Genomic DNA, 14,209 nt, shown 5'->3' with positions numbered 1-14,209 from the left:
TATCTTTATTTCACTGTAAGTATAACGCTTTGCAGGTCGGTATCCCTTGAAGAAGCTCCCACCATAATCTTGAAAGTCCCTTTCTCCACACCGTAGTGCATATCAGCGTCATAGTACGACAGCATTTCGGGAGTAAGAGTAAACGAAACCTGTTTCGTTTCCCCAACCTTCAAAGGTATGCGGGCAAAGTCTTTCAACTCCTTGACAGGACGGGTAGCCGAACTATATTCGTCGCGGATATAAAGCTGGACAGTTTCTTCCCCATCCATCTTTCCGGTATTCGTGACGTCTACGGTTACTTCCACGCTCTTGTCGGGAGTGATTGCCGCTTCAGACAGTTTGAGATTATCATATTTGTACGTCGTATAACTCAAACCGTAACCGAACTCGTACAAAGGTAATGAATTTCCTGTTGCATACGGAAACCAGTGGTTGGTAAATTTATGATTGTACATACATTGAATCTGTCCGGTGCTTCTTGGAATAGTAATCGGCAGTCTGCCGCTCGGGTTCACCTTTCCGTAGAGAATCTCCGCTAATGCCTGTCCGCCTGCCACTCCCGGCTCCCATGCTTCAATGATGCAAGGCATATTTTCAGCAATCCATTCGGTAGTCAGCGGACGACCGTTGACAAGTATCACTACCGTCGGAACACCCGTAGCTGCTACGGCTTCCACCAATTCCTGCTGACGTCCCGGCAAAGAAAGCTCGTAACGGTCGCTGTTCTCTCCGCAAGTCTTCTCGTTCCAGTGGTAACGCATGGAGTTTTCTCCTATCACAAGAATCGCCAAATCGGAATTGCGTGCCCGTTGCACCGCTTCTTTAATCTGACTGTCGGATAACAGACGTACATTCCAGCCAAGGTCGAGGAAATTATAATTCGTTTCTGGACTGATAACTTTCAAACCTTCCAGTACGGTAGTGACGTGCTCTTCCGGCTGCTCCATAGCCCAGTCTCCCAGGATAGACTGATTGTCCGCATTATGTCCGGTGACGAATACTTTCTTGTATTTAGAGGCTTCCAACGGCAGCATATTACCCTCATTCTTCAGCAGAACGATAGACTTCCGTGCCCCCTCCAATGCAGTCTTCTGATGTTCCGCATTGAATACAATTTCATCTTTCTTTTTCAGGTCGACAAACGGATTCTCGAACAGTCCGAGCTTGAACTTTGCTTCTAGTATTTTAGATACGGTGGCATCTAGCTGCTTTTCGGAAATGCTTCCTTCTTTTACGCACTCAATGATGGCTTCGTAAAATTCCGGTCCGTGCATATGCATTCCCATCCCTGCATCTACACTTATCCGGTAAGCGTCTTTCAGCGTTTCTGCCACGCTGTGATAGTCGTGCATACGTTCGATGTCCATCCAGTCACTGACTACAAACCCGTCGAACTTCCATTGGTTGCGCAGCACTTCCGTCATCAGATATTTGCTTCCGTGACAAGGAATCCCGTTCAGCTCGTTATGAGCCGTCATTACTGTAAATACCCCTGCTTCCAGGCAATCCTTGAAAGGCGGGAAAAATACCTCTTGCAGAGTCCTTTCCGACAACTCGGCAGGCGCGCCGTTGATTCCGTTGGCAGGCTGACTGCCGCCTACAAGATGCTTGGCACAGGCGATAACCTTGTCATCTCCCGTGAAATCCTTCGTCTGAAATCCGCGTACGGTAGCTGCACCCATCTGCCCAACCAGATAAGGGTCTTCCCCGAATGTCTCGCCCACACGTCCCCAACGGGCGTCACGGGCAACTTCCACATTCGGAGTGAACGTCCAGTGCATACCGCTTGCACGCATTTCGACAGCCGTTTCACGGGAGAGCCGTTCCACGAGAGCAGGGTCGAAAGTGGCAGCTTGCCCGATAGGAGTCGGGTAAATGGTAGAACCACGGTTAAGACCGTTCCCGTGAATGGCGTCAATGCCAATCAACAGTGGAATTTTCAGACGGCTCTGCTGTGCGAGTGATTGCAGATAGTTGGCCTCTTCCGCTTTCACGACGTGCAGGAACGAGCCAATCATGCCTTTCTTCGTCATCTCCTCTACATCCGAAGAGTGTAGCCCGGGATAAAATCCTTGTGAATGGCTGTGCTTCAGGTCCTCGGCGGACATGTCTTTTTCTGCCTTCTTCATGTGTTCCAATCCTACGTACTGGCACATTTGGGCTACTTTCTCTTCCAGTGTCATTTGGGACATTAAGGCGGATACACGTTGGGACACGGGCAGTGCAGGGTCGGTGTAGTCTTTACTCTTATTCTGGCAGGCTGCTGCGGAGAAGCCGATGGCACAACATATCCCTATAGCAATGAATGTTTGTCGCATATTTCTTTCTTTTTTTTAATGAATACCTGTGTTTTGAACGAATATGTTATTTAGTCAACAAGTCCAGCACTTCCTGCTCAATCACATTTCCTTGCGGGTCGCAGAAACCGAATCCCGCCTTATATTCCCAGTAAGAATAAGCGATATGGCGTTCGCGCAAAATAGATACTACATCCCGTATCCACTGCATCCTGTCGGTGGCCGGAGTCTTTTTGTAACAGCCGAACTCACCGCAATAGACTTGTACGCCGAGGCTGGCGGCTTTCATTTCCGCTTTCAGTACAAGCGACTCGAGGGTAGTTTTATCATACGTCCCCATATAAGGCGTCACCAACTTCTGCATAGCTTCGGATAACCGGTTGAAATCTTCTTCCTCTATCAGTTCGCCCGGATAGTGAATAGGTACGTTCAGGTCTTTTTCTTCTGTCCATTCGGCTTGATAGTGCGTGAGAGGATGTGGATTGTAGAAGTGGAAACTCAGGATGAGGTTCGGGTCGCCGGCGGGAATAACCAGTTCGTTGAAAGTATTGACACTCTGCCAACGATTGGAACCGATGATAAGTTTGCGTTCCGGTTCCGTCTGCCGGAGTTCGCGAATCAACTGTGCGGAGAGAGAATTCCATTGCGAGGCGTAGGGGGCTACCGGTTCATTCAGCAATTCGTAGGCTACGAGGTCGTTGGGGTATTGATTCAGCTCTTCCGCCAAAGTCTTCCATAAGTCGAGATATTTATATTGGGCGTCTTTGTCCGTCCAAAGTTTCGGGACAACAGTTGTTGTGCCACTTTCCGGATAGATTTTATTATCACCTGTCTTGCTGTCGGAGAAAAATACATCGTCAAAATACATGGTTTCTCCTTCTTCCGGACGTAAGGCTACACGACCGCAGTTTTTGTTGTATCCGGAAACATCAACGGCAATTTCTTCCCATTCATTTGTTGTTGTATTGGTATATCCGTAATAGCCGTCATTCTTACTATCGTTATTCTCGTCACTTAGTACGACTGTAATTGTACTTTTGATGTTTTTATATATTTTGGCACGCAGATATTTGAACTGCATTTTGCCAGAACCTACGGGAATGATGCCAAAGTCCTTTTTCTTTGCATTTGACCAGCTATCCACTCCTGTTTTCCGTTCTGCAAAGAACACCCTATTACTGGTATTTATACCACTCTTGCTAGGATTATCTACATTATTGACCGTTACTCCGGGGCCATTTGCAAACCAGTTTGCCCATTTCATGTCTTCAAACGTATCATAGAAACTCTCAATCGGTTCGCCCGATGTGGTAACTGTCGTATTGAAGTTATGATCGCGCAGTACATGCAGGTCTACAATCACTTTCATTCCGGCGTCCCGGCACCATCCGATGGCATTGTGCAGCAGTGCGAATGCTTCCGGTATCTTTTTCCCGTCTTCTGTGAAGAAGAGTTTTTCTTCTATCGGCAGACGGATATGGTCAAAACCGAATGAAGCGAGCTTCTGCGCTTCGGCCTGTGAAAAGCCGTTGGCAGGTATGGCTTCCATTTGCGACAGCCAGTTGCTGATATTGACCCCTTTATTGATGGCAAAGGGAATATAACTCTGCGGTTCTCCGCCACCGTTGATTGCTTCTTCTTTCTCGGAACAGGATGCTATCAGGCATGCAAACAGAGATGCCAGATAGATTATAAGTCTTTTTTTCATGCAATTTTTACTTTTAATGGTTTATTCTGCTTCTTCTGTCGGTTGGGTCACTTCGATGGTGGCTTCACGGCTAGTCTCCTTGGTCGGAGTCTTTACAATCAGTTCGAGGTGGAAAGTACCGATTGTTGAGGGGATATATGTTAGTCCCACGCCTTTGTGGATTTCTCTCCCGTCCAAGTACCATGTGCCTTCGCATAGTTCGGCAGGCGTGTATTGTACGTTAATATTGAGTATCTGGTTTAGCGGGATACTGAATTTTCCCAGTGTGCCGTCTTCCTGTTTGTCCGGCCAGCGTCCTAATATGCGCGGATATTCGTCAGTGGTCAGTACCGGAGTGTCTATCTCATCGCTGCAACCGCTCATGGCAAATAGTGATACCAGTAATGTGCATATAAATAGTATTTTCTTCATAATCGTTTCTTCTTTTTAGTGTTGATTCTCTTTGGTTTATTTGTCCCACCATACCGGTGAGTTCCAGTCATCTTTGCCATCCATCGCCTGTATGGCGGATTGATAACCTTCGGGATTGTACGAACTCTCGAACAACGGATAGCAGAGACGCAACGGTGTAGTCTGCGAGTCAATCGTCACTGCTCCGTAGTGGGGCGAAGGAAGTAATACGGGAATGTCCGTCCTTCTCCAGTTGGCGTATCCTTCGGGGATATTGTTGAAGTGCAGAATCCATAACTGGGTATTGATGGCGGTGAGTTGCGCATCCAGTCCGTTGGCAGGGAGCGGATTAGCCAGCAAATAGGTGTCGATGGCTTGCTCGTCGAAAGTTTTGGCTCCGAATTTCTCCAAGAAGTGGATGGCTGCACGTACGCCGTTCTCGTAATGTGCGGAAGCGTCGGCACCAGTCGAAATCTCTCCTGCCCAACGGGCTTTGGCCTCTGCCAGCAATAATTCCACTTCCGCGTATGTCATGACTACTCCGGGCATGTCGCCTTTCAGGAAGATATTGTTGAGCTGCGGGCGGGTGGCCTTATCCTGCCATTTGTTGGTCAGCTTGCTCCAATACCCTTCCGGCCATGTCCCGTTGCTGTACCAGAAATATCCCGGGTTGCAAGGTTGGAACTTGGCAGCTTCCGTTTCAATCATTTCCTCTGTCAAATCCACACGTCCGAATGGGTTATTTGCAGAACTTTCATCGTAGCAACGCCCGAATACGAACTGGCGCGGGTCGGAAGTGGCGTCAAGTTGTTTCCAGAATGTGCTGCATATATAAGCTGTGGGATATGCTTCACGGCCTCTCCACATTTGGGCGAGCCCGTTTCTGCGGTATTCGTTGGATGCCCAGTCAAAAATGTCGGTATAGGCTATCAGGGCATCATCGGCGGCGGACTGCATCAGACCGGCTTCCTGACCGATGGCTTTGATAACTTCCTGTTTGGCCAGTTCCGGTTCTGCATTTACGATACGCATGGCATAGCGCAGGTGCAGGGAGTTGGCGAAACGTTTCCATTTGTCAATATTGCCTTGATAGATAATGTCGCCTGTCACTTTGTCGCCGTCAGCGGTAAGGGCTTCTGCTGCTTCGCCGAGTTCTTTCAGGAAATCTTTGTATATCAGTTCCTGTTTGTCATAGGCGGGTTTCACGTTGCCGGAGATAAAGCCTTTTCCGGCTTCGAAGTAGGGGCAGTCACCGTACATGTCCGTCAGTATGGAGAAAAGATAGACTTTGTAGATACGGACGACGGAGTGGATGTTGATTTCTCTTTCGTTGCCTTTGGTCTTGTCCAAAATGTCGACAATGTTCTTGATGAGTGCCGGGTACATCAGATTCCATGTATTTCCCATTTCGGCATCGTTCTTGCGGTACTGTCCGCCGTAGTTCGTGGTGTTCCAGTCGCCCTGCATATATTGCGCGAAGGCGGCGAGGTAGAACGGGTAGGGCTGGCACATCTGCCAATGTCCCCATGTCTGGAGTTGAATCATAGACAGTTGATGATTCGGGTCGGTAGATGAGGCCCTGGAAGGGTCTGTGTTCAGTTCCTCAAAGTCGGTGCAGGCTCCCAGTAGAAGGCTGCATATGCATAGTATGCCGAAGGTGATTTTATAGATTGTTTTCATGATTGCTTACTATTAGAATTTTACGTTAACATTGAAACCATAGCTTCTTCTGGATGGCAGCGAGCCGTATTCCAGTCCCATTCCCGAACCGTTGTTGTAGTTGGAATCCGGGTCGATATTCGGTACGTTCTTGTAGATGATGAACGGATTGCGCGCCACGAACGATACGGATACGGCATCAAATACTTTACTTATCCATCTTTTGGGTAAACGGTAAGCCAGCGTTATTTCGCGTACCTTTACGTAAGAGTTATCGTAGATAAACGGTACCGGAGTCTGGTCGGCTATATGTTTCCAATATACTTCGGGGTCTACGAATTTCTTGTTTTCCACGAAGCTTCCGTCTGCCATTTCTATGACTCCGTCTACGAGATAACCGCCCGTCGCTTCCCATTTGGCTTCCGTCACTCCGGCTTGCAGACGTTTTTCTTCCGATTCGTACCAGCCGTCACGTCCCGCGAGGGTTGCCTTGTCCTTTCCTGTCATGTAGGAAGAGCGGGAAGACATGGAGTAAACGTCGGCTCCTACCTTGATGTCGAAGATGGCGGACAGGGAGATGTCGCGGTAAGTCAGGTTGGTGGTGATACCGCCCGTCCATTTCCAGGTGGCGTTGCCCAGTACCCGCAGGTCTTCCGTCACTTTCGGGAGTCCTGTAGTGGCATCTACGATAATCTGTCCGGCGTCGTTTCTCAGGAAGTCTTTTCCGAGGATGGAACCGTAGTTCTGACCTTCTACGGCAGCCACTTTTACGTTAATCCAGCGTGCCGATTCCAGTTCAAATTCTTTAATGCCTGAAGCCAGTCTTTTTACCTTATTGCTGTTCTTTGAGAAGTTGATGTTCAAGTCCCATGAGAAATCCTTGGTCTGTATGGGGCGTGTGTTCAGTGCGATTTCTATACCCTTGTTTTCTATTTCTCCGGCATTTATCAGCATGGAGTTGTAGCCGGAAGTTCCGGTGGTGTTCAAGCGCATGATTTGGTTGCTACTCTTTTGGGTATAGTAGGTAAAGTCCAGTCCGATGCGGTTTTTCAGGAATTTCAGTTCCAGTCCCACTTCGGCGGAGTTGGTCTTGGTTGGTTTGAGGTCTTTGTTCGGGATGGTGGTGTTGGCAATTTGTGACAGTGCATAACCTGAGTATTCCTTGGGAGACAGTTCGTAGGAAAGTCCCAGTTGGTAAGGGTCTGTGTCGCTGCCTACTTGCGCCCATGACACTCTCACTTTGCCGTAAGGCAGTATCGTGGGATTAATCTTGAAGAATTCCGAGAACAGGAAGCTCCCTGATACCGATGGATACAGATAGGTGTTGTTTCCCGAAGGCAGGGTAGACGAATGATCGCCGCGCAACGTTGCGTCCAGATAGACGAAGTTGCCATAGGCGAGGTTGATAGAACCGTAGAGCGAGTTAATCTGTTTGCGGTAGGTTCCTTCGGTGATTTCCTTGCTTGTGAAACTTTGCAAAGCTACTACATCACGCATTACCATTTCTTTGGCAGTCACAATCTGGGTCTTGTTGTCTACTTTATAGATATTTCCGCCGATGGTTACTCCGTAGTCGAACTTCTTGTAGCTGTTGTTGTAGATAGCCAGTGCCTCTACGTTGTACATCCGGTTTCGGAAGTCGCTGATTTGCAACTGTCCCTGCTCGAATCCCGGTGAGGACGGGGCGGCGTAGTCTTGGAAGTTCATGAAGTTAATATCCGCGCCACCGGTTACTTGAATCTTGAGATGCTCGTTGACATTGTAGCGTACTAGTGCCGAACCCATGAATTTGTCCTTTCCCGATTCGTTGGTCATTTCGTTGAGCACCCAGTAAGGGTTGAGGTTCCATACATCGCGTCCGTTCCAGTCGTAGTAGTTGCCGTCGGCATCCTTGTAGTTGTCGCGCAGCCATTTTTGGTCGTAGGTAGTTGCCAACGACATCAGGTTCTTCGCAGGATTGGCGCGGTGGTCGGACAGTGCGGGACGGTTCTTTACGTCTTCGCGGGTGTAGGTCACTTTGAGGTCGAGGTCTACTTTTTTGTTTATCGTGGTGTTGGCACGCAGGTTCAGTGTGTTGCGGCTCATCTTCGTATTGGGAAGAATGTCCTTGTTGCGCATATCCGTGTAAGTGGCGCGGATACCTGTATCGTCTTTCACTGTGCTGACAACGATGGTGTTTGTCGTAGTCATACCGGTTCTGAAGAAACCATCGATATTATTGGGAATGACTACATACGGACGGGTCACTCCATCGAAATAGGTCAGATTCAGTCCCGGATCTATTTTAGGCCCCCAGTTCTTGTTGGACGAATATTGGTCGTCCGTACCATTGATACGTCCGCCGGTTCCCTGACCGTATACGTATTGTACATCGTCCCATTTCGTCAACTGCTTCTCGAAAGTGGTGGTGCTGTTCAACTCTACCGCGAATTTCTTTTTGGTACTTGCTTTCTTCGTAGTGATAAGAATCACACCGTGGGACGCACGGCTACCATATAGAGCCGAAGCTGCCGGCCCTTTCAATACGGACATTGATTCTATATCGTCCGGATTGATGCTTGAGATGCCGTCACCTAGATCATAACCACCGTAAGTACCTGCACTTCCGTAATTGGAATTATCCAAAGGCACACCGTCCACTACATAAAGCGGCTGGTTGTTTCCCGTCATTTCCGTGCTACCGCGAACGATGACGCGCGACGAACCGGAAGGGCCGCCGGCAGTCTGACTGATAACCAGTCCCGGAATTTTACCAGCCAGTGAGTTGATGACATTCGTTTCCTTGGCTTTTTCCAGCTCTTCGCCTTTCACTTCTCCGATGGAATAACCGAGCGCTTTCCGTTCGCGCTTGATACCCAATGCGGTAACTACTACCTCGTCGATGATTTTACTGTCTTCCTTCAAGACGATTTTAAGAGTGGACTGTCCTTTTACCTGTACTTCCTCGGAACGGTAACCTACATAACTTACTATTAATGTAGCATTCTTCGAAGCATCAATACTGAACTGACCGTTGAAATCGGTGATAACTCCCTGTGTGGTACCTTTGACGGCAATGCTGGCTCCAATCAGAGGTTCGCCTTGCTCATCCGTAACTGTACCTTTCACTTTGGAAGTCTGCTGTACAACTTGGTGGATTACTTCGTCTTCCGCGTATCCATATCTAGGTATGAATAACAACAGACAGAGCATTAGGGTTAACTGCTTTTTCATTTTAATTATGATATTAGATTGTTGATTTACGTCGCAAATATAGGACGTAACTCCGCCTAGCCAGGTTTGAAAGCTATCGGAATAGGTTGAAAAACTATCGGATTTACGTTTTTCCACCTTTTTTGCGCTGCAAGTATAGTGAAAATGGTGGAATAAACAGCGAAAACCGGAAGAATGTGATATAGAGGTACTTGTTTGGGGTATCTTTTATGTTTGTTGTATTCTAATGTGGGTTCTCTGGCTATGATGTATAGGGAAACTTAAGCTATGAAGTAGGAATGAATCTGTCATTCTTCTTTTCTAATGCTATTGTTGCCATAATCTTAAGTATTTGATACAAAGATATATTATGTATACAATGTATATAGGGCTATTTAACACAACTCATTGGATTATTCATAGATTTTTAGAGGAATTTGCTTGGAGAAACTCCGTAATGCTTCTTGAATGCCGTACTGAAATACTTGGAGTCAGTGAAGCCTACCAAGAGGGCGACTTCCTGCACCGGAATCTGTTGTTTCAATAGATTGGCGGCTTCCGTCATACGCAGCAACTTGATAAACTCGGTGGGCGCTTGTCCTGTCAGGGCTTTCAGCTTTTCATAGAACAGGGTGCGGCTGAGTGCCACTTCGCGGCAGAGTTGGTTGATGGTGAAGTCCGGGTTTGCCAGGTTTTCCGTGACGAGTCTGGTACAGCGTTCAAGGAATTCCTTGTCCATGGGGGACAGGAGACTGGCAGTACATTCTGCGTTTTCTTTTTCTTCGTTTGGAGTAGCGGCAGCAGGAGTAGGACTGAGCGAATGGGAAAGGAAGTACTCCCGCATAATCTTGCGGTTCTGCAATACTCCTTTGATTTTGGTCTTTAGGATTTCCGTGTCAAAGGGCTTGGTCAGGTAGTCGTCCGCGCCGCTTTCCAGTCCTTCGAGGATGGCGTCTTTCTCTGTCTTGGCAGTCAGCAGGATGACGGGGATATGCGAGGTGGCGAAGTCCGATTTTATACGGCGGCAGAGTTCGTCTCCCTGGATGCCCGGCATCATGACATCGGAGATTATCAGTTCTACGGATTTGTCTTTCAAGTATTCGAGAGCCGATTCGGCATCGGGCTTGTCGATAACGGAATAGATAGGCGCGAATGTTTTTTTGAGGTAGAAGCGGAGTTCGTCGTTGTCTTCTACTATCATTATCCGCTCTTTGGATTTGTCCGTTTGCGGGGGGGTGTCGGTATTGTTGTCTGTGTTGTTGGTTTCGGACAAGTCGGACGGTTCAATGATTTCTGTAACTGGTTCGGTGGCGGAAATGATGGAAGCGTCTATCCGGGCAGGGACGATGTATCTTGCCAGGTGGCGGTTTCCCTTGCGGAAAGTGAGCAGGAAGGTAGAGCCTTCGCCCTCGTTGCTGCTGAAAGAGATATGCCCTTTGTGCAGTTTCATAAGGCGGCGGGTGAGAAGCAGACCGATGCCGCTGCCTGTCTCTTTGGAGTTGACGGCATTTTCGGCACGGTAGAAGTTGGAGAAGATATAACGCTGCGCTTTGCGCGGGATACCTATACCGTTGTCCTTCACTATTATGGTTATTTTCTTGTCGTTCTGTTCAGCTTTGATGGTGATTTCTCCGCCTGTGGAAGTATATTTCACTGCGTTCGAGAAAAGGTTGTCGAAGATTTTATCCGCTTTGTCCTTGTCCATCCATAGGGAGACGGGGGAATCCGGCAGGAATAGCTGCATGCGGATTTGCTTGTTTTCGCAGAGTGTCTGGAAGTTGAGAACCTTCTCCTGTAAGTACGATTTCAGGTCGTATTCGGCTACTTGCAGGGTGAGGTGGGTGGTGTCTATCTTTTGGAAGTCGAGTAGCTGGGTGATTAGGTTGTACAGTTTCTCTGTGTTCTTGTGGGCGATTTGCAGGTATTTTCTTCCCTCTTTGGAGAGTCCTTCTTCTTTGCTCAGGTCGCCGAGGGGAGCCATGATAAGCGTCACCGGAGTGCGGATATCGTGGGCGGTGTTGATAAAGAACTGTATCTTTTCGGAGAAGTGCTTCTTCTCCATTTTGTTGGCGAAGAAACGCCATACGAAATAGGTGATTCCTGCCAGCAGGATGATGTATATCAGCCAGGCGAGGGCAGTGTTCCAGTAGGGCTGCGCTATGTGTATGCGGATGGTTTGCTCGTCCAGTTGCTGTCCGCCGTTCTTGCTCATGCTTTTTACGCGGAAAGTGTAGTCGCCCGGTGGGATATTGGTGTACCGGATACTGAGTTCGCCGGTCGGGGCACTCCAAGTCTGTTCGAATCCCTCCAGTTGGTAGCTGTATTGAATGTCCTGCTGATACTGGTAGGAGACGGAGATGAAAGAGATAAGGAACGAGTTCTCGTTGTATTTCAGTTGAATCGTTTCCCCTTCGTTCAGCATACGGTTGAATTGTATCTTCTTCTCTTCGGTCTTTTCGCGTGATTTTTGTGGGACTTCGAAAGAGGTGAAGTGTAGGGGGGCTTCGTAGAGAGGACGGGTGAAGTTCTCCGGGTTGAAGCGTACGGCGCCGTTGGTGCTTCCGTAGATGAAATCTCCGTTTCTCAGGCGGGTGTAGGACATGAAGTTGAATTCGTTTGCCAGTCCGTCGAGGAAGCCGATATTGGTTATTTCCGGTGTGGGGGACGGGGTGATGTATGCCAGTCCCTTGTCCGTGCTGAGCCATAGATGACCTTCGTTGTCGGGCAGAATGCTGTAGACATAGTTGGAAGGCAGGCCGTCTGCTGTGGAGTAGGTGACGGCTTTGCCCGTTTGCAAGTCCAGCAGGTTGATGCCGCCGCCGTCTGTTCCGAACCATACCTTATCGGGGGTCGGGAAATACATGGAATAGATGAAGCTGTTGCTCCGGGTGTCGGCATTGGAAGGCGAGGTGAAGTATTGTTTGAAGTTCCCCGTCTGTTTATTCAATAGGTAAAGCCCGTTGGCTGTGGCTAGTGCCAGGGTGTCCTTGCTGACTGTGGTTATTGAGTTTATAAGCGTGATGCCGTATGAGGTGAATTCTTCTGCTTTTCCCGCCTGGGATGGGGTGTATCTGACGAGGTTGCCGTACATGCCGCCGAACCAGAGGTCTTTGTTTTCGTCCTTCAGGATGGAGTAGATGTAGTTGGTAGTCAGTGTGCCGGGACGGTCGGTGGTGAGATGGCGGCGGATGCCTGTGTATTTGTTGAGGCAATATACGCCTGTGCCGTAGCCGCCTGTCCATACATTGCCGTCCCCATCGTTGCAGAGAGTCAGGAATACGTTTTCTTTCAGGAAGTGTTTCCAGTTGCCAGACTTAGTCAAGTGCACGCTGATGCCTTGATTGGTGGCGTACCATAGGTCGCCTTCGTCGTCTTCGAGGATTGCGTTGACGTGGTTGTTCGTCAGCGATTGCGGGTTTTTGTATTCGTGTCGGGTGAGTTCGAAGAAATATTTTTTGGGGTTGGCACAGGCGACACCACCTGTATAGCTTCCAATCCATAGGTTGGAAGAGCTGTCTTTACAGAGGGCATAGATGCCGTTGCCTTTCAGTTCGCCTTCTTCTTCCTGGTTGGCGTTGAGGAAAGACCATGAGGATTTTGCGTCGCGGGTGGTTGCATATACGCCTGTTCCGTCTACTCCCAATAATAGTGTCCGTTCGTCATAAGGGATGATGGAACGATAGGGGAGATGGGGCAATTGCTCCAGTGATTCATTGGACAGGTAGTTACCCGTGCGGGTATTCCGCACTTTTACTCCGGAATTGAACGTGCCTATCCACAGAAGAGATGTTGCGGAGTCGTAGAATATGGACTGGATATAGAAGCCTGGCAATGTGGAAGTGATTTCTTCGTTCTGCGGGTTGAGTTCGTAAAGCCCTTCGGTGGTGGCGATGTATAGGGTTTCGTTTGCTGGGGCGAAGTGTATGGAATTGATGCATTTCCCTTTCAGCAGGTTCTTTATGTTGCTACTGGAGTTGTCGTAGCGGAACAGGCCGCTTTTCAGTCCGAACCAAAAGTGGTCGGACGAATCGATGAAGAGGTCGTTCTGTAAAATTCCGCTTTCTGTTAGTTCCGCTACATCAATTTCGAGTGTGAAGGAGTCGGATATGGAGTCGTATTTGAATATCTTACCGGCACTTGTGTATGCCCAAAGGTTTTCGTGCGAGTCTTTGGTCAGGTAAATCATGCGTCCGGCTCCGTCTACGATGATGTCTTCTCCGAAGAGGTTGTAGTTCTTCACATTTCTGCCGTTGAAGCAGTCCACACCCGAACGGGTGGAAATCCAAATGAAACCTTTCTTGTCTTCGATAATGGAGAAAACGCGTTGGTTGCTCAGCCCTTCCTTAGTGGTGAGATACTGATAGGTAAAAGAATGGCTGTTTACCTGTTTTTGGGGGTGTGAGGAAACGGAAAAAGCAGGTAACAGAAGGATAATTGTGAATAAACAGAATGTCAGAAGCCGTTTCATGGCTTTTCATCAGCTCGCAGACCGAAGACTTTTCCCGTCATCTGGTCTACCGGTACTTTCCATACTTTGACGTTGCGGACAGCCGGGTCGGAATAGTTGAATTCATTGTTTGTATAGTGACGCATAATAACGTCCAATGCGTTACGTTTCTCATCCATACCCTCGATGAACTCTACTTTTCCACGGCACATGGCACTTTCGGAACGCATACTGTAACTGCAAGCTACTTTCTCGTGCTGGTAGACGAGTTTGTGTCCGAGACTGAAAGTGATGCAGACATTATTATTATGTTCCAGCATTTCCACTTTACTGCCTTCGGGGCCGGAGTGGAGATAGATGACACCGTTTTCATAACCGAAGTTCATGGGAACCACGTATGGATTGCCTTCCATATCGACTATGCCTACAAAGCAAGCGTCACAATGAAGAATGATAGATTCGATTCTTTGTCTGTCTTCAATGATAAAGGTTTTCATAATGGCTGTTTTGTTCACC

The 14,209-nt window shown here is 48.3% G+C and carries 7 protein-coding genes; all 7 read right to left on the bottom strand.

What is annotated here, in order from left to right:
- Positions 1-5: 5 nt before the first annotated feature.
- Positions 6-2,318 (bottom strand): glycoside hydrolase family 3 N-terminal domain-containing protein, encoded by a 2,313-nt coding sequence (locus ACGHVY_RS23455; protein WP_390601923.1) that lies wholly within the window; start codon positions 2,316-2,318, stop codon positions 6-8.
- A gap of 46 nt (positions 2,319-2,364) precedes the next feature.
- Entirely contained in the window at positions 2,365-4,005 is a 1,641-nt protein-coding gene (locus ACGHVY_RS23450) for a cellulase family glycosylhydrolase (protein WP_390601922.1), read from the bottom strand.
- A gap of 21 nt (positions 4,006-4,026) precedes the next feature.
- Positions 4,027-4,416 (bottom strand): hypothetical protein, encoded by a 390-nt coding sequence (locus tag ACGHVY_RS23445; RefSeq protein WP_308744172.1) that lies wholly within the window; start codon positions 4,414-4,416, stop codon positions 4,027-4,029.
- 36 nt (positions 4,417-4,452) lie between these two features.
- A complete protein-coding gene (locus ACGHVY_RS23440) occupies positions 4,453-6,075 on the bottom strand; it encodes a SusD/RagB family nutrient-binding outer membrane lipoprotein (protein WP_390601921.1) in 1,623 nt (540 codons plus the stop codon).
- Positions 6,076-6,087: 12 nt separating this feature from the next.
- Complete coding sequence (locus tag ACGHVY_RS23435) at positions 6,088-9,267, bottom strand: SusC/RagA family TonB-linked outer membrane protein (RefSeq protein WP_390601920.1); 3,180 nt, start codon at positions 9,265-9,267, stop codon at positions 6,088-6,090.
- A gap of 406 nt (positions 9,268-9,673) precedes the next feature.
- Positions 9,674-13,714 carry a two-component regulator propeller domain-containing protein gene (locus tag ACGHVY_RS23430; protein WP_390601919.1) on the bottom strand — a complete coding sequence of 1,347 codons (4,041 nt, stop codon included), beginning with the start codon at positions 13,712-13,714 and terminating at the stop codon, positions 9,674-9,676.
- Positions 13,711-14,190, bottom strand: coding sequence for a pyridoxamine 5'-phosphate oxidase family protein (locus ACGHVY_RS23425; protein ID WP_308744166.1), 480 nt, complete (start codon positions 14,188-14,190; stop codon positions 13,711-13,713). Before ACGHVY_RS23425 ends, ACGHVY_RS23430 begins: the two co-directional genes overlap by 4 nt.
- Positions 14,191-14,209 lie beyond the last annotated feature (19 nt).

Origin of the sequence: Bacteroides sp. f07, from assembly GCF_042854785.1 — a bacterium.
Lineage (GTDB): Bacteria > Bacteroidota > Bacteroidia > Bacteroidales > Bacteroidaceae > Bacteroides.
The sequence above is the reverse complement of the archived record's forward strand: the minus strand, read 5'-3'. Positions and strand labels throughout refer to the sequence as shown.

Bases quoted from the DNA above. Each gene is read 5' to 3' on its own strand.
- ACGHVY_RS23455 (WP_390601923.1), bottom strand. From the start codon at position 2,318: ATGCGACAAACATTCATTGCTATAGGGATATGTTGTGCCATCGGCTTC.
- ACGHVY_RS23425 (WP_308744166.1), bottom strand. From the start codon at position 14,190: ATGAAAACCTTTATCATTGAAGACAGACAAAGAATCGAATCTATCATT.
- ACGHVY_RS23440 (WP_390601921.1), bottom strand. From the start codon at position 6,075: ATGAAAACAATCTATAAAATCACCTTCGGCATACTATGCATATGCAGC.
- ACGHVY_RS23450 (WP_390601922.1), bottom strand. From the start codon at position 4,005: ATGAAAAAAAGACTTATAATCTATCTGGCATCTCTGTTTGCATGCCTG.
- ACGHVY_RS23435 (WP_390601920.1), bottom strand. From the start codon at position 9,267: ATGAAAAAGCAGTTAACCCTAATGCTCTGTCTGTTGTTATTCATACCT.
- ACGHVY_RS23430 (WP_390601919.1), bottom strand. From the start codon at position 13,714: ATGAAACGGCTTCTGACATTCTGTTTATTCACAATTATCCTTCTGTTA.
- ACGHVY_RS23445 (WP_308744172.1), bottom strand. From the start codon at position 4,416: ATGAAGAAAATACTATTTATATGCACATTACTGGTATCACTATTTGCC.